Annotated in this window: 15 protein-coding genes; 3 read left to right on the top strand and 12 right to left on the bottom strand. The window is 73.7% G+C overall.

What is annotated here, in order from left to right:
* Nucleotides 1-145 precede the first annotated feature (145 nt).
* From ACH4S9_RS06175 to ACH4S9_RS06165, 3 genes are all read right to left on the bottom strand, one after another.
* A complete protein-coding gene (locus ACH4S9_RS06175; protein ID WP_311724706.1) occupies nt 146-883 on the bottom strand; it encodes a response regulator transcription factor in 738 nt (245 codons plus the stop codon).
* On the bottom strand, nt 880-2,094 hold the full coding sequence (macS, locus tag ACH4S9_RS06170) for a MacS family sensor histidine kinase (RefSeq protein ID WP_311725041.1): 1,215 nt from the start codon (nt 2,092-2,094) through the stop codon (nt 880-882). Before macS ends, ACH4S9_RS06175 begins: the two co-directional genes overlap by 4 nt.
* A gap of 67 nt (nt 2,095-2,161) precedes the next feature.
* Entirely contained in the window at nt 2,162-2,941 is a 780-nt protein-coding gene (locus ACH4S9_RS06165; protein WP_385348897.1) for a lysophospholipid acyltransferase family protein, read from the bottom strand.
* 166 nt (nt 2,942-3,107) lie between these two features.
* Here ACH4S9_RS06165 and ACH4S9_RS06160 point away from each other — a divergent pair, with 166 nt between their 5' ends.
* Complete coding sequence (locus tag ACH4S9_RS06160) at nt 3,108-3,923, top strand: alpha/beta hydrolase (protein WP_385348851.1); 816 nt, start codon at nt 3,108-3,110, stop codon at nt 3,921-3,923.
* Nucleotides 3,859-4,539: a hypothetical protein gene (locus tag ACH4S9_RS06155; RefSeq protein WP_398370107.1), complete on the top strand. Its 681-nt coding sequence runs from the start codon at nt 3,859-3,861 to the stop codon at nt 4,537-4,539. The genes ACH4S9_RS06160 and ACH4S9_RS06155 overlap by 65 nt, the downstream gene beginning before the upstream one ends.
* Before the next feature lie 48 nt (nt 4,540-4,587).
* Here the strand turns inward: ACH4S9_RS06155 and ACH4S9_RS06150 are convergent, their stop codons facing one another.
* From ACH4S9_RS06150 to ACH4S9_RS06125, 6 genes are all read right to left on the bottom strand, one after another.
* Entirely contained in the window at nt 4,588-5,403 is an 816-nt protein-coding gene (locus tag ACH4S9_RS06150; protein WP_311724701.1) for an endonuclease/exonuclease/phosphatase family protein, read from the bottom strand.
* A 20-nt stretch (nt 5,404-5,423) separates the two neighbouring features.
* Nucleotides 5,424-6,365 carry an ROK family glucokinase gene (locus ACH4S9_RS06145; RefSeq protein WP_398370105.1) on the bottom strand — a complete coding sequence of 314 codons (942 nt, stop codon included), beginning with the start codon at nt 6,363-6,365 and terminating at the stop codon, nt 5,424-5,426.
* Nucleotides 6,366-6,423: 58 nt separating this feature from the next.
* Nucleotides 6,424-6,924, bottom strand: a complete 501-nt coding sequence (locus ACH4S9_RS06140; protein ID WP_311724698.1) for a DUF5304 domain-containing protein — start codon at nt 6,922-6,924, stop codon at nt 6,424-6,426.
* Between the two features lie 135 nt (nt 6,925-7,059).
* The gene (locus ACH4S9_RS06135) at nt 7,060-8,358 is read right to left on the bottom strand and encodes an ArsA family ATPase (RefSeq protein WP_398370103.1); all 1,299 of its coding nucleotides are present in this window, start codon (nt 8,356-8,358) and stop codon (nt 7,060-7,062) included.
* Nucleotides 8,359-8,470: 112 nt separating this feature from the next.
* Nucleotides 8,471-8,914 carry an SRPBCC family protein gene (locus tag ACH4S9_RS06130; RefSeq protein ID WP_311724696.1) on the bottom strand — a complete coding sequence of 148 codons (444 nt, stop codon included), beginning with the start codon at nt 8,912-8,914 and terminating at the stop codon, nt 8,471-8,473.
* A gap of 75 nt (nt 8,915-8,989) precedes the next feature.
* Entirely contained in the window at nt 8,990-9,757 is a 768-nt protein-coding gene (locus tag ACH4S9_RS06125) for a metallophosphoesterase (RefSeq protein WP_311724695.1), read from the bottom strand.
* A gap of 252 nt (nt 9,758-10,009) precedes the next feature.
* On the opposite strand from ACH4S9_RS06125, the gene ACH4S9_RS06120 reads away from it, so the two are divergent.
* Nucleotides 10,010-11,809 (top strand): AMP-dependent synthetase/ligase, encoded by a 1,800-nt coding sequence (locus ACH4S9_RS06120; protein ID WP_398370100.1) that lies wholly within the window; start codon nt 10,010-10,012, stop codon nt 11,807-11,809.
* 28 nt (nt 11,810-11,837) lie between these two features.
* Here the strand turns inward: ACH4S9_RS06120 and ACH4S9_RS06115 are convergent, their stop codons facing one another.
* The 3 genes from ACH4S9_RS06115 to ACH4S9_RS06105 all read right to left on the bottom strand — a co-directional run bounded on the left by ACH4S9_RS06115 (nt 11,838) and on the right by ACH4S9_RS06105 (nt 15,074).
* Entirely contained in the window at nt 11,838-12,980 is a 1,143-nt protein-coding gene (locus ACH4S9_RS06115; RefSeq protein ID WP_311724693.1) for a glycosyltransferase family 4 protein, read from the bottom strand.
* A 254-nt stretch (nt 12,981-13,234) separates the two neighbouring features.
* Nucleotides 13,235-13,861, bottom strand: a complete 627-nt coding sequence (locus tag ACH4S9_RS06110) for a zinc ribbon domain-containing protein (protein ID WP_398370098.1) — start codon at nt 13,859-13,861, stop codon at nt 13,235-13,237.
* A complete protein-coding gene (locus ACH4S9_RS06105; protein ID WP_398370525.1) occupies nt 13,842-15,074 on the bottom strand; it encodes a hypothetical protein in 1,233 nt (410 codons plus the stop codon). The genes ACH4S9_RS06110 and ACH4S9_RS06105 overlap by 20 nt, the downstream gene beginning before the upstream one ends.
* Nucleotides 15,075-15,148: the final 74 nt, after the last annotated feature.

Genomic DNA, 15,148 nt, shown 5'->3' with positions numbered 1-15,148 from the left:
TAATTTCCCGTGAATGCCCGATACGAGAATCCACGCTAACGGTGATCCAGGTCACACGGGATAGGGCGGGAAGTGAATCCCCTGACTACAGGGGCAGTTGGGTTCAGGGTTCACCCGATCGTGCGGCGGCGGTCGATGACCGGTTTCAGACGCCGGTGTCCAGGCCGCGCTCGATCGCGTACCGCACCAGCTCGACGCGGTTGTGCAACTGAAGCTTGCCGAGGGTGTTCTGGACATGGTTCTGCACGGTGCGGTGCGAGATGACCAGCCGCTCGGCGATCTGCTTGTACGACAGCCCCTTGGCCACCAGCCGCAGCACCTCCGTCTCCCGCTCGGTGAGCCGGGGGGCGACGGGGCGGTCGGGCGCGGCGGGGGCGGGGTCGCTCGCCAGCCGGCGGTACTCGCCGAGCACCAGGCCCGCGAGGCCCGGGGTGAACACCGGCTCCCCGGCGGCCGTCCGGCGCACCGCGTCCTGAAGCTCCTGGGTGCTGGCCGACTTCAGCAGATAGCCGGTCGCGCCGGACTTCACCGCCTCCAGCACATCCGCGTGCTCCCCGCTCGCGGAGAGCACCAGCACGCGCGGGCCGGGCGGGCCGGGTTCGGCGCCCACGAGCTGCTTGCAGACCTCGACCCCGGGCAGCCCGGGGAGGTTGAGGTCGAGGACCAGGACGTCGGGGTTCGCGGCCTTGGCGCGGCGCACCGCCTGCGGGCCGTCCCCCGCTGTGGCCACCACGTCGAACCCGGCCTCGGACAGGTCGCGGGCGACGGCGTCGCGCCACATCGGGTGGTCGTCGACCACCATCACCGTGACCGGCCGCCCCTCCCGCCCGCCGTCGCCCCGCCCGCCGTCGCCCCGCACACCGCTGTCCTGCCGCTCGGTCATCGTCCGGTCTTCCCCTGTCGCGGAACCTTCAACTCCACCTCGGTGCCCTGGCCGGGGGCCGAGATCCACTCGGCGCTGCCGCCCAGGTCGCGCAGGCGCCCCCGGATGGACAGCGCCACGCCGAGGCGCCCCTCGCGCTCGGCGTCGGCCAGCCGCCCCTCGGGGATGCCGGGTCCGTCGTCGCGTACGGTCACCGTCACCTCGTCCGGCTCGTCCTCGACCAGGATCCAGGCGTTCGCGCCGTCCCCGGCGTGTACCCGCACATTGTCCAGGGCGGCACCGACAGCGGACGCGAGTTCGGTGGCGGCCTCGTCGGGGAGCGGTACGGGGGTGCCCGGGCCGGAGAGGGTGACGCGGGATCCGGCGTGCGGTGCCAACAGGGCCAGCAGATCACGCCGTTCGGGTGCGCCGTCGGCGGCGGGCGCCTCGGCCTCGGCCGTGAGGAGCGCGACCCCGGCCGGGGCCACCGGCTCCGCCCGGTCCGCCCGGTCCGCCTCGTGCGCCGCGTCCCGCGGGCCGGTGGAGATCAGCGTGCGCAGCGCAATCTCCTGCTCCCCCGCCATCCGCCCCAGTTCGGTCGCCTCCCCGCCGATGGCCGCGCCCCTGCGCTGCACCATGGCGAGGACCTGGAGCACGCTGTCGTGGATGTCCCGGGCCAGCCGCTCCCGTTCGCGCGTGGCGGCCTCGATCCGCAGCGCGCGGGCCAGGGTGCGCTCGCTGGCGCGGGCCACCTCGACGACATAGCCGATGGCCACGCTCGCCACCCACACCAGCATCAGCATGTGGACGGTGTCCTGGGCGAATCCGCCCCGCTCGATGATGTTGGCCGCGCAGACGACCGTGGAGGCCCAGGCGGCCCACCGCCAGCCGCCCTTGATCGCGAAGCCGAGCACCGCCCCCGCGGTCCATATCGACGGCAGGGTGGGGGTGCCCTCGGCGATGCGGTCATGGGTGTCGACGAGCGGGGTGAGCAGGATGCCCACCACCGCGACGGTCAGATCACCGACCAGAAAGCGCAGGGTGCACCGCTCGGCCGAGGAGACCATGCGGACGGTGAGCGCGGTCCACGCGGTCAGCACGGCCATGTAGGCGCCCGCGCCCAGCGGGTGGTCGTAGTCGTCGTAGCCGTAGGCGTAGAGGGTGAGCGCGTACAGCAGGGTGAGCACCCGGTAGGCGGTCAGCGCCCGCCACAGGGGCTGCTCCACCGACATGCGCACGACAGTCTTGCCCGTACGGCCCGGCCGCAGCGCCACTTCCCCACCCCCGTGCCGGACGCGGTCACGCCCCGGCCTTGTCCCCGCTGTCGTCCCCGGCCTTGTCCCCGCCGTCGTCCCCGCCCGCGTCCCCGCCCGTGTCCGCGGCCTTCTCCTCGCGCTTGCGCGCCGCCTCGGCATCCGCGATCTGCCGCTTGGCGACGGTCGCGTAGATGTCGACGTACTCCTGGCCGGAGAGCTTCATGATCTCGTACATGACCTCGTCGGTCACCGAGCGCAGGATGAAGCGGTCGTTGTCCATGCCGTGGTAGCGGCTGAAGTCCAGCGGCTTGCCGATCCGGATGCCCGGCCGCATCAGCTTGGGCATCACCTTGCCCGGCGGCTGGATCTTCTCGGTGTCGATCATGGCGACCGGGATCACCGGGGCGCCCGTGGCCAGCGCCACCCGCGCCAGCCCGCCCGGCTTGCCGCGGTACAGCCGCCCGTCCGGTGAGCGGGTGCCCTCCGGGTAGATGCCGAACAACTCGCCGCGCTCCAGCACCTCGATGCCGCTCTTGATCGCGGCCTCGCTCGCGCCGCGCCCGCCCGAGCGGTCCACCGGCAGCTGCCCGACGCCCTTGAAGAAGGCGGCGGTCAGCTTGCCCTTCACGCCCGGGGTGGTGAAGTACTCCTGCTTGGCGATGAAGGTGACCTTGCGGTCGAGCATCGCGGGAAGGAAGAAGGAGTCGGAGAACGACAGGTGGTTGCTGGCGAGGATGGCCGGCCCCTCCGCGGGGACGTTCTCCAGCCCCTCCACCCAGGGCCGGAAGGCCAGCTTCAACGCTCCGCCGACCGACAGCTTCATGGCGCCGTAGAACAACCGAGGACCTCCTGTATCCGACGAGGAGACCTTAACGTGCCTACCCCCTCTGCGGCGCGCCGCGTACGCTGAGGTCCCGGGCCGCCCGGCCCCGTTCCACCAGTGCCCTATACACCGAACGACCGCCATATTCACCGAACGGAGATCCTCGGTGCCGCTCCTTCCCGGGGCCCAGCCGTTCCGCCATGACGGCGGAGAGATCGGCGTCCTCGTCTGTCATGGCTTCACCGGCACGCCCCAGTCGGTCCGTCCGTGGGCCGAGCACCTCGCGCGGCAGGGGCTGACGGTCTCGCTCCCGCTGCTGCCCGGCCACGGCACCCGCTGGCAGGAGCTCGCGGTCACCAGCCGGGACGACTGGTACGCCGAGGTGGACCGGGAGCTGCGCGGGCTCGCCGAGCGATGCCGGCAGGTGTTCGTGTGCGGGCTGTCCATGGGCGGCGCGCTCGCCCTGCGGCTCGCCGCCCGCCACGGGGCGCGGGTCAGCGGGCTGGCCCTGGTCAACCCGGCCCACCGCATGCACGACCGGGCCGCCCCCGCGCTGCCGGTGCTGCGCCATCTGATCCCGTCCGTCAAGGGCATCGTGAGCGACATCGCCAAGCCGGGCACGCCGGAGTCGGGCTACCAGCGGGTGCCGCTGAACGGCGCGGACCAGCTGCGCCGGCTGCTGCGGGAGGTCGACGCCGAACTGCCGCGGGTGACCCAGCCGCTGCTGCTGATGCACAGCGCGGCGGACCATGTGGTGCCCCCGGTCGACTCGGCGCGCATCCTGAGCCGGGTCTCCTCCCGGGACGTCACCGAGCTGGTGCTGGAGCGCAGCTACCACGTGGCGACGCTGGACCACGACGCGGAGCTCGTCTTCGCCGAGACCCATGCGTTCATCAGCAGGCTGACGCGGGGTATCGATGAGAACAGTGGGACGGATACGCGACTCGGGAAGGAGGGGGCGGCGGCCAGTGGCGGAGCGTGACCCGAACGAGAACGAGGCAGGCGCTCGCGACGACGACGCCGCGTTCGCCGAGATCGTCGCGGCGTACGGCAAGGAGTCCCGGGACCCGGAGGCCCCGGCGCCCTGGCCCGAGGCCGAGGACCTGCCCGACGGCGATCCCCGGGACCGAGGCGGCCGGAGCGACCGCGACGCCCGGGACGACGAGGACGATGAGGACGACGACCCGGAGGGCCGGCGCGACCCGTCGGCGCCGGTCGCGGGGGCGGGCCCGGTCGATGTGGCCAAGCCCGACAAGCCCCTCGGCAGCTTCATCGTGTACGCGCCGGGCGTCGGCCCCCGCGACTGGGAGCCCGCCGAGCCGTCCGACGACGACTTCGACGAGACCGACGAGGGCCACTTCGTCCCGCCCGAGCCGCCCCCGCTCCCCGAGACCGACACCACCTCGCGCTTCGCGTGGCTGGGCGTGCTGGGCGGCCCGCTGCTGCTGCTCGGCGTGGTGCTGTTCCAGGTGGAGCTCACCTGGTGGATCACCACGCTCGCGGTGGGCGGCTTCCTGGGCGGCTTCACCACGCTGGTGCTGCGGATGGGGGACGACGACGAAGAGGACGACGACCCGGGCCGCGGCGCGGTCGTCTGAAGCCGGTTGAAACAGACTGAGGCCGCCTGAGGCCGAGCGGCAGCGGCCTCAGGCGGAGCGACCCGTGCCCGCCCGGCCGGCGGGCGCGGCGGCGGAAACGCGCGGGAGCCGGAGCGCGGCCAGGACCGGGAGATGGTCCGACGCCGCCCTCAGGTCCGCCTCCGTGACCCCGGGCAGCCCGGCCGGCACCCCGCAGCCGAGGACCTCCACGCCCTCGGTCGTGAACAGCGCGTCGATCCGGCGCCGGGGCCGGTCCTGCGGGTAGGTGAGCTCGCTCCCCCAGGGCTCGGCCGCCCAGGCGTCGCGCAGCGATCCGGCCAGCCGGCGGAAGGCGCGGCCCTCGGGCCGGTCGTTGATGTCACCGGCCAGCACCGTGTACGGGACGCCCAGCGCGGCGAGGTGGTCGAGCACCATCCCCGCCTGGTCGTGGCGCTCGGCCTCGGCCAGGCTCAGATGGCAGCTGACCACGCCGAGCCTGATGGCGTCCGCGCCCCGGTGCCCGCCCCCGAACCGCAGCACGGCGGTGGCCAGGCCGCGCTGGTGCAGACCGGGGATGCGGGGCAGCAGGATGTCCTCGCTGCGCTCCACGTGGGCGCGCAGCGAGGTCAGCAGCATCGGGCCGGCGGTGGTGGCGCCGCCGGTGGTGTGGACGAGGCCGGTCTCGCGGGCCAGCCAGGAGGCGGCCTTGCGCCAGCGGAAGTGACGCGGCGCCTCCTGGACGCACAGGACGTCGGGGGCGCAGGCCCGGACCACCCGGACCAGCGCCTCACGGTCGTCGCGCAGCGAGCGGATGTTGTAGCTCAGCACCCGCACCACGGCGGCGTCCCGGTCGCCGGCCGAGGCCGGCAGGTCCGCGAGTACCACGTCCCGTCCCCCCGTTCCGGTCAGCCCTGGCGGGCCAGGTCGGCGGCGCCGACGAGCCCGGCCTTGCCGCCGAGCTGGGCGGCGAGCACCTGGGCGTGCGGGCGCCACTGGTTGCCCACCAGCCAGCGGCGGAAGGACTTGCGGATCGGCTCCAGGACCAGGTCGCCCTCGTCGGACACGCCGCCGCCGACGATGAACGCCGAGGGGTCGAAGAGCGAGGCGAGGTCGGCGAGGCCGGCGCCGGCCCAGCGGGCCAGCTCGCGGAAGGAGTCGATGGCGACCGGGTCGCCCTGGCGGGCCGCGTCGCTGATGTGCTTGCCCTGGATGCCCTCGGGGGTGCCGTCGCCGAGGCGGAGCAGCACCGCCGCGTTCTCCGGGGTGGCGTTGGCGCGCTGCTTGGCGTAGCGGACCAGGGCGCGGCCGGAGGCGTACTGCTCCCAGCAGCCCTGGCTGCCGCAGCCGCACAGCAGCCCGTCCGGGACCACGCGGACGTGGCCGAACTCGGCCGCGACGCCGAAGCGGCCGCGGTGCAGCTTGCCGCCGATGATGATGCCGCCGCCGAGGCCGGTGCCGAGCGTGATGCACACGACGTCGTCATGGCCCTGGCCGGCGCCGAAGCGGTACTCGCCCCACGCGGCCGCGTTCGCGTCGTTCTCGACGACGACGGGCAGGCCCACGCGCTGCTCGACCTTGTCCTTGAGCGCCTCGTGGCGCCAGTTGATGTTGGGCGCGAAGATCACCGTGGCGCGCTTGTCGTCCACGTAACCGGCCGCGCCGATGCCGACGGCCTCGATGTCGTGGCCGGCGCTGACCGTGCGCACCGCGTCCGCGATGGCGTCGACGACCCCTTCCGGGGTCGGCGGGGTCGATACCTTGCTCGTCTCGAGAATCGAGCCCTCTTCGTCGACCACGCCAGCTGCGATCTTCGTGCCGCCGATGTCGACGCCGATGGTGAGTCCCATGTGTCCCTCAGTTATTAGGTCGAACCCCGCCGGGCACAACGGTACCGGAGGTGGGGGCTCAGTCGAGGTCGATGTGTTCACTACTCGAAGACTCATCGCCCTTGTCGGCGCCATCGGCCTTGCCGTCGCGGTCGTCTCCGCCCCTCGTCCAGCGCTCCTCCTGACCCTGGACCGCGGCCCGGTAAGCGGCGAGAAGCTCGGTGCCGGCGGTGGCGAGGTGATCGAAGACCTCAGGGTTGCGTTCGACGACCGGTTCGACGGCGGCCTTCGCCTGTGCGATCAAGTGTTGTACGGCACCCTGCACGGCCGTTCCGGCCAGCGGGGCCTGGGCCCCGGCGAGCTTGTCGGCGATGGCCTCGGCCAGTTTGCGCAGCTCCTCGGCGGCGCTGCCCGGCTCGTGGCCGCCCTCACGGGCCCTGCGGCGGGCCCGCTCCGCGGCGAGGTCTTCGGCACAGGCCCGCTCCCAGGCGTCGGGGTCGATGTCGGTGACCGGGACATCGGTGTCCGGGGCATCGCCGGTGAGGGGAGTTTCGGCGGGGCGCTCGGTGGCGTCGCTCATGGCGGGCTCCTGCGGCGGAGGGACTGACGGCCCGGGGGTGTTCATCCGGGCTTGCTCCCGACGTTACCGGAATGAGGAAACAAGGTAAGGGGGCAAGGGGGATAAGGGGGGCAAGGGGCGCCTCCGTCACAGCCGTCACACGCTCTTCGGCCAGAGTTCGGGGTCCGGGGTGAAGCGGACGTGCAAGTGACCGTCGCGCAGCCCGGCGCCGGACACGGTGCAGCGGCGCAGGGCGGAGGGCAGCGGCAGCACGCGGTGGAACGGGCCGACGGTGACGATCAGTTCATCGCCGCGGCGCACCAGGCCGAGGGAGTCGCGGTCGGCGCCGGGCAGCGGCAGCCGCCACACCAGCACCCCTTCGTCGGCGAGGCGGTCCTCGACGGTCCACGGCTCGGCGGCCGGGCGGTCGGGGCGCGGCTCGGGGGCCCCGGCCGGTCCGGCGAGGGCGGCGAGCCCGGCGGCGGGGCCGCCCGGCCGGGGCGCTCCGGCCGGGCCGTCGGCCTCCCCCGGGTCGCCGCCCAGGTGCGGCAGTTCACGGACGGGGACGTCGGGCGCCCACTGCCCGTGCAGCTCCTTGAGCGCGGCCTGTTGCCGGCCGGACAGCGCCGCGAGCCAGGGGTCGGCGGTGCCGGTGGGCAGCAGCCGGTTGGCGACCACGGCCTCCACGCGGCAGCCGTACAGCGCGAGCCCGGCGCGGGCGGTGCGCAGCGCCCGGTCGGCGAGCGGCCCCGGGTCCACCACCAGCCGTACGGTGGTGGCTTCGGACTCGATCAGGTCCTGCACGCCGGCCAGCTCGCGCTCCCAGCGCTCGGCCGTCTCGTACAGCTTCTGGGCGGGCATCGGCACCCCGGCGAGCTGCGCCAGCATCGGCCGCAGGGCGCGCGCCGCCTGCCGCTCGGCGGGCAGCAGCCGCCGCAGATAGCGGCGCAGCTGCTCGGGCAGGGCGAGCACCGCGATGGTGTCGGGGGCGGGCGGCATGTCGACGACCAGGACGTCCCATCCGGCGGCGGCTCCGGCGGTGTCCGGGCCCGCGTCATGGGCGGCGCGCAGCGCGCGCAGCACCGCGAAGGCCTCCATGCCGGGCAGCCCGGTCAGCTCCTCGGGGTCCAGCGGGGTGGCGCCGAGCATGTCCAGCGCGCCGCGCCCCCGTTCCTGGAGGGTGGTTAGTTCGCCGCGGAACCAGTCGTCGGCGGCGATGCGCGCGGCCCACAGCCCGGGGGCGACCTCGACCGGTGGGTTCCACGGGGGCCGCCGGTCGGCCGGGGCGGTGGCGGGCCGGGGCGTGGGGAGGCCGAGCAGCGCCTCGGGGGTGGAGTCGCGGTCGGCCGTGAGCAGCAGGGTGCGCCGGCCCTCCTGGGCGGCGGCGAGCGCGGTCGCGGCGGCGACGGTGGTGCGGCCCGCGCCGCCGGTACCGGTGACGAGGACCGTACGCATGGAAAGGAGCCTCCGGGCAGGGTGGTGCGGTGTCTTCCCGACGGGGGCCGGGCCGGGGTTCGGTCGGGGCCGGGGTTCGGTCGGGGCCGGCGGGGTCCGGGCGAGGGGGCGCTCAGGCGGCGCTTTCCACCCGCTTCTTCAGGCCCGCCAGCGCGCGGTCGATGATGACCTTCTCGGCCTTGCGCTTGATCATGCCGAGCATCGGGATCTTGACGTCGACGGTGAGCTGGTAGGTGACCTCGGTGCGCTTGCCGCTGTCGAGGGGGGCCAGCTTGTACGAGCCGTCCAGGGAACGCAGCATCTGGGACTTGACCAGGGACCAGCTGACCTGGTTGTCACCGGTCCAGGTGTACGCCAGGGTGTAGTCGTCCTTGATCGCCCCGGCGTCGAGCAGCATCCGCACCTTCTCGGCGCGCCCGTGGTCGTCCTTGGTGAGGACGTCGGCCTCCTTCACCTCTCCGGACCACTCCGGGTAACGGTCGAAGTCGGCGATCACCTCCATCACGTCGGCCGGTGCCGCCTCGATCGTGATGCTCGAGCTGGTGTGTTCCGCCATCGCCGTCGTTCCTTCGGTATCGGTCCGCTTGATCCGCCGCCTGGGTGCCTGCCGCTGAAGGCTACCGCGCGCAGGTCACCACTCCAGGGTCCAGGGGGTGCCGGTCGAGGCGAAGTGGCCGACGTTGACGCACTCGGTGGCGCCGATCCGCATCCGGCGGGCGAGCGGCTGGTGGACATGGCCGAAGAAGGCGTAGCGGGGACGCACGGCGCGGATCGCGTCGAGGAGGGCGGCGCTGCCCCGCTCGAAGCGGCGGGCGACGGTGTCGTAGCAGAGCTCGGGGACGTCGGGCGGGATGTGGGTGCACAACACGTCGACCTCGCCGAGCGCCGCGATCTTCGCGGCGTACTCCTCGTCGTCGATCTCGTACGGGGTGCGCATCGGGGTGCGCAGCCCGCCGCCGACGAAGCCGAAGACCCGGCCGCCGATCTCGATCCGCTGGCCGTCCAGGACGGTGGTACCGGGCTGGGCGTACTCGGGCCACAGCCTCGGTATATCGACATTGCCGTAGGTGGCGTAGGTAGGGGTGGGGAAGGCCGCGAAGAGGTCGGCGTACTGCCGGCGCACCGCGGACTCGATGGCGGTCCGGCGGTCCACCTCAAGACCGCCCCACAGCCGGTTGCCGAAGTCACGGGCCTCGGCGAACCGGCGGGCGGTGCGCAGTTCCACGATGCGGTCGGCGTTCTCGACGCCGAACAGGTCGGGGAAGATCCCCCGGGAGTGATCGGCGTAGTCGAGGAACAGCACCAGGTCGCCGAGGCAGATCAGGGCGTCGGCGCCGTCGCCCGCCTTCTTGAGGTCGCGACTGTTGCCGTGCACGTCGCTGACCACGTGAACTCGCATGCGGGCCAGCCTAAGTCCTGCCGCGCCCCGCCGTCAGACGCCCGCCCGCACCGCTCCGCGGCCACCTGCCGTTACTTCCGGGTCCCGGGCCGGGTCGACTAGTCTGCGGCCAGTACGAGAGCGGGGTGTGACGCATCAAACATCTGGGAGGACCCCCTATCCCAGATGCCATACCCATCGGTAACGTCCGGGCAGTCCATCACCCCCCATTGCCCGTGTAGCGGCGCCGGCGCCCGACGAGGAGCAGCAGTCTTGCGCGAGTTCAGCCTTCCGGCCCTGTACGAGGTTCCGGCCGACGGGAATCTGACGGACCTCATCCGGCGCAACGCCGCGCATCACCCCGAGGTCGTGGTGGTCGGCCGGAAGGTCGACGGCGTGTGGCAGGACGTCACCGCGGCCGAGTTCCTCGTGGAGGTGCGGGCCGTCGCCAAGGGCCTGATCGCCGCCGGGGTGGAGCCGGGCGACCGGGTCGGCCTGATGTCCCGCACCCGCTACGAGTGGACGCTGCTGGACTTCGCCATCTGGAGCGCGGGCGCGGTCACGGTGCCGGTCTACGAGACGAGTTCGGCCGAGCAGACCCAGTGGATCCTCGGCGACTCGGGCGCGGTGGCCTGTGTGGTCGAGTCCGCCGCGCACGAGGCGGCCGTGGAGTCCGTGCGGGACACCCTGCCCGCGCTGAAGGGCCTGTGGCGGATCGAGGGCGGCGGGGCGATCGAGACCCTGCGGAAGCTGGGCGCGGACATCGCGGACGCGGTGGTCGACGAGCGCAGCGCCATCGCGAACGCCGACTCCCCGGCCACGATCGTCTACACCTCGGGCACCACCGGCCGCCCCAAGGGGTGTGTGCTCTCCCACCGCAGCTTCTTCGTCGAGTGCGGCAATGTCGTGGCCCGCCTCAAGCCGATCTTCGTGACCGGCGAGTCGTCGGTGCTGCTCTTCCTCCCCGAGGCGCATGTGCTCGGGCGTCTGGTGGAGATCGCGGCGGTGCTGGCGCCCATCAAGCTCGGACACGTCCCGGACGTCAAGACCCTCACCAATGAACTCGCCTCCTTCCGGCCGACGTTGGTGCTGGGCGTGCCGCGCGTCTTCGAGAAGGTCTACAACGGGGCGCGGGCCAAGGCGCAGGCCGACGGCAAGGGCAAGATCTTCGACAAGGCGGCCGCGACCGCCATCGCCTACAGCAAGGCGCTGGACACCTCCGCCGGGCCGTCCTTCGGCCTCAAGGTCAAGCACAAGATCTTCGACCGCCTGGTCTACAGCAAGCTGCGGGCCGTCCTGGGCGGCCGGGCCACCCACGCGATCTCCGGCGGCGCCCCGCTGGGCGCCCGGCTCGGCCACTTCTACCGGGGCATCGGCTTCACGGTGCTGGAGGGGTACGGCCTGACCGAGTCCTGTGCGGCGACCACCTTCAACCCGTGGGACCGGCAGAAGCTGGGCACGGTCGGCCAGCCGATGCCGGGCACGGTGGTCCGGATCGCGGACGACGGGGAGGTGCTGCTGCACGGCGAGCACCTGTTCAGCGGCTACTGGAACAACGAGGCGGCCACGGCCGAGGCGCTGTCGGACGGCTGGTTCCACACCGGCGACCTGGGCTCCCTCGACGCGGACGGCTATCTCACCATCACCGGCCGCAAGAAGGAGATCATCATCACCGCGGGCGGCAAGAACGTGGCCCCGGCGGTGATCGAGGACCGGATCAGGGCGCATGCCCTGGTCGCCGAGTGCATGGTCGTCGGCGACGGACGCCCCTTCGTCGGCGCGCTGATCACCGTCGACGAGGAGTTCCTGCCGCGCTGGCTGGCCGAGCACGGCAGGCCGGCCGGCTCCACGGTGGCCGAGCTGCGGGAGGACCCCGCGCTGCTGGCCGAGATCCAGCGGGCGGTGGACGACGGGAACGCGGCGGTCTCGAGGGCGGAGTCGGTGCGCAAGTTCCGCATCGTGACCACGCAGTTCACCGAGGACTCCGGGCATGTCACGCCGTCGCTGAAGCTCAAGCGGAGCGTGGTGGCCAAGGACTTCGCGCCGGAGATCGAGGCGCTGTACCAGGGCTGAGGGCCTGCGCGGGAGCGCGGCCTCAGCCTCAGAGCAGGCCCTCCAGCCGCTCGGCGAGCAGGTCCCAGCGCCAGCGCTCCTCCACCCACGCGCGCCCCCGCTCCCCCATCCGCCGCCGCAGCTCGGCGTCCTCCAGCAGCGCCACGATCCGCTCGGCCGCCTGCTCGGCGGAGCCGCCCCGCACCACCCAGCCCGTCTCGCCGTCGAGGACGGCGTCCGGCGCGCCGCCGGAGTCCCCGGCGACGACGGGCAGGCCGGTCGCGGAGGCCTCGAGGTAGACGATGCCCAGGCCCTCGACGTCCAGGCCGCCGCGGCGGGTGCGGCAGGGCATGGCGAACACGTCGCCCGCGCCGTAGTGGGCGGGCAGCTCCTCCCAGGGGACCGCGCCGGTGAACCGTACGGAACCGGCGACGCCGGTGGTCTCGGCCAGCCGGTGCAGCTCCTTGGCGTACGGGCCGCCGCCGACGATCAGCAGGACGGCGTCCGGGACCCGGTCCAGGATCCGCGGCATGGCCTGGATGAGGGTGTCCTGCCCCTTGCGCGGCACCAGCCGCGAGACGCACACCACCACCGGGCGGTCGGCCAGCCCGAGCCGGGCCCGGACCTCGGCGCCGCCCGAGTCGGGGTGGAAGGTCTTCTCGTCCACGCCGGGCGTCAGTCGGACCATGCGCGCCGCGGCCTCGGGGCCAACCGCCGCCGCGATCCGCGTGCGGGTGTACTCGCCGAGGTAGGTGAGGGTGTCGGTGCCCTCGCCGATCCGGCGCAGCAGCCCGCGGGAGGCGGGGAGCTGGGCCCAGGCCGCCTCGTGCCCATGGGTGGTCGCCACCAGCCGCCGGGCGCCCGCCGAGCGCAGCGCCGGGGCCATCAGCCCGAGCGGGGCGGCGGCCCCGAACCACACCGCGGTGCAGCCGTGCGCGCGCAGCAGCTCGGTGGCGCGCCGGGTCACCCGCGGGGTGGGCAGCAGCATGGTCGTGCGGTCCCGTACGACGGGGAACGGCTGCTCGGCGTCGAACCGGGCGGTGGCCTCGGCGCCCTCCCGCCCGCGCTTCCAGGTGGAGGCGTAGACGACGACCCGCCCAGGGTCCAGGCGCAGCGCCATGTTGTGCAGAAACGCCTGGATGCCGCCGGGCCGGGGCGGGAAGTCGTTGGTGACGATCAGGGTCTTGTCCATCGCCGCCGACAGTACCGGGTACGGGTCCCGGAGGCGGGCCGCAGCCGGGCCGCCCCGGCCTGTCGGAACGCCCCCGCCCGTCAGGGCGCCCCGGCCCGCTCCGCGGCCCGGCGGGCGGGCACCGGTGGCGGGGTCACCTTCTCGGCCGTGAACGGCCGAGCTTGTGCGCTCGGTCGTTCGCACCTCGTCGCGCTCCCGACTGTCCCCTACGACAGGACGGTCACGGGTCGCATCCACCCACCCCCAGGCTGATGTCAGGGGGAGGGTGCGGGCGCGGTGACAAGCACCCACGCCGGGCGTGCGCGATCGCGCACGTTGACCCCGGCGACGACATCGGCCGGGCCAGGGGGCACCTCCCAGCGGTAGCTGGGGGAGAGCCCGCACCGACGACAGCGGAAATGGTCCCGGTCGGACCGGTTGGCCCGCTCGGTATGCCCACAGCGCGGACAGCGCTGCGAGGTATAGGCCGCATCAACCTCGAGGAACGGCACCCCGGCCCTGCGAGCCTTGTAGGCGAGGTGCTCTCCGAGCTGGTGGAACGGCCAGGAGGAGAGAGTGCCCCGCTGGTCGCGGCGTAGCCGTACCCGCTCGCGGATCCCGCCGAGTGCCTCGACGGCGATACCGCGACCGGTGCGTTGCGCGACGGACACGATCTCCTTGCTGATGCGGTGGTTCACATGGGTGGCATGACGCTGACTCCGCCCCAGACCCCGGAGTCCAGGGGCGAAGCCCCTGCCACGCGGCGGAGCCGCATATCGACAGGGGCTCGAACGGGGCCGGGAAGGGGCGGGGTGGGGAAAGATCCGCCGGGCACCCCCTGGCCCCTGGGCCTCCGGGAGCCGGAGCGGGGGTCGGTGCCCGCTAGCCGAGCTCCGAGGCAACGTACTTGCGCCACAGGGCGGTGAACTCGTTCAGACTCGTGCCCAGCACCTCGCGCAGCGCGGACTCCACCGCCCCCTGGCGCCGCGAACTCTCCCCCACCGCGCGGTAGAACTCGACCAGCTTCTCCCCGCCCCACTTCTGCGCGATCAGGCGGCAGGCCAGCCAGCCCTCCTCGTACGCCTGGGACAGGCTCTCCGCCTTGCCGCCGAAGTTGAAGGCGCCGTCGCCCGGGAGGGCGTTCGGCAGGCGGCCGGCCTCGACGGAGCGGGCGAGCTCGGGGGCCACCTCGCGGGGGGTTCGGCCGGTGCCGAGGTAGCCCACCCAGTCGGCGAAGCCCTCGGAGAGCCACAGCGGGGTGGCGGCGGTGGTGGTGGCGCGGGTGGCCACATGGGCCGTCTCGTGGGTGAGCACGACGCGCCGGCCGAAGTCGCCGAGGATCTGGTAGGCCTCGGGGTTGACGATGACGCGGTCGGCGGCAGCGCCGTGGCCCCCGCCGACCTCGCCGGTGGTGACGGCCGCGATGCCGCGGTAGCCGCCGGCGGACGCGCCCAGCAGGGCGGCCATCCGATCCAGGGAGGCGGGCACCTGCACCACCACCCGCCCGGCCCAGGCGTGCGGCCACACCTTCCGCAGCGCGGTCACCGCCCGGTCCGCGCCGGCCGCCACCTCGCGCAGTCGCCGCCGGTCCTGGCCCACGCCGAGGACCAGGCTGCGCTCGCCGCGCACCGCGGTCACCGCGCCCTGGTCCCACAGCTGCACGGAGGTGCGCCGGCCGCGCTCCTCACCGTCGTCGGAGGCCACGTACCAGCGCCCGTCGCGCCGGGCGAGGGTCAGATACTCCTCGGCCACGACCGGCGCGGTGTCGTACCCGGAGAGCCGGTAGCGCAGTTCGACCCGGGCGGCGATCCGCCGGCCCTCGCCCAGCGAGGGGGTGAAGCCGCCGGTGTCCACCAGGTGGTAGGTCCAGGAGCGCAGCGGCACGGCGGCCAGGTTGGTGAACATCCGCCGCTGCTCGGCCCGATAGCGGGCGGAGCTCCCGTCGATGGTGGCCAGGAAGGCGTCCGCGTCCCGCTCGCGGATCGCCGCGGCCCGCCGGTCGAGCAGCCGCTGGACGGCCTGCCCGTCCCGCCCGGTGGCATCGTCGGGGGGCGGGACGCCGCCGCAGCCGGTGAGCGCGGCGGCCGACAGAGCACTGAGCGCGCACAGCGCCACCCACCGCCCGGCCCGCCGTCCGGCCCACGATTCGGCCCGTCCGCTGCCCGCCCGCCGTCCGCCCGGCCGCCACC

The organism is Streptomyces sp. NPDC021225 (genome assembly GCF_044332865.1).
Taxonomy (GTDB): Bacteria; Actinomycetota; Actinomycetes; order Streptomycetales; family Streptomycetaceae; genus Streptomyces.
This window is presented reverse-complemented; position numbering and strand designations above follow the sequence as displayed.

Excerpts from the sequence above, each read along its gene's own strand:
- ACH4S9_RS06175 (WP_311724706.1), bottom strand. The coding sequence starts at position 883 with ATGACCGAGCGGCAGGACAGCGGTGTGCGGGGCGACGGCGGGCGGGGC.
- macS (WP_311725041.1), bottom strand. The coding sequence starts at position 2,094 with ATGTCGGTGGAGCAGCCCCTGTGGCGGGCGCTGACCGCCTACCGGGTG.
- ACH4S9_RS06165 (WP_385348897.1), bottom strand. The coding sequence starts at position 2,941 with ATGAAGCTGTCGGTCGGCGGAGCGTTGAAGCTGGCCTTCCGGCCCTGG.
- ACH4S9_RS06155 (WP_398370107.1), top strand. The coding sequence starts at position 3,859 with ATGAGAACAGTGGGACGGATACGCGACTCGGGAAGGAGGGGGCGGCGG.
- ACH4S9_RS06145 (WP_398370105.1), bottom strand. The coding sequence starts at position 6,365 with ATGGGACTCACCATCGGCGTCGACATCGGCGGCACGAAGATCGCAGCT.
- ACH4S9_RS06140 (WP_311724698.1), bottom strand. The coding sequence starts at position 6,924 with ATGAGCGACGCCACCGAGCGCCCCGCCGAAACTCCCCTCACCGGCGAT.
- ACH4S9_RS06135 (WP_398370103.1), bottom strand. The coding sequence starts at position 8,358 with ATGCGTACGGTCCTCGTCACCGGTACCGGCGGCGCGGGCCGCACCACC.
- ACH4S9_RS06130 (WP_311724696.1), bottom strand. The coding sequence starts at position 8,914 with ATGGCGGAACACACCAGCTCGAGCATCACGATCGAGGCGGCACCGGCC.
- ACH4S9_RS06125 (WP_311724695.1), bottom strand. The coding sequence starts at position 9,757 with ATGCGAGTTCACGTGGTCAGCGACGTGCACGGCAACAGTCGCGACCTC.
- ACH4S9_RS06115 (WP_311724693.1), bottom strand. The coding sequence starts at position 12,980 with ATGGACAAGACCCTGATCGTCACCAACGACTTCCCGCCCCGGCCCGGC.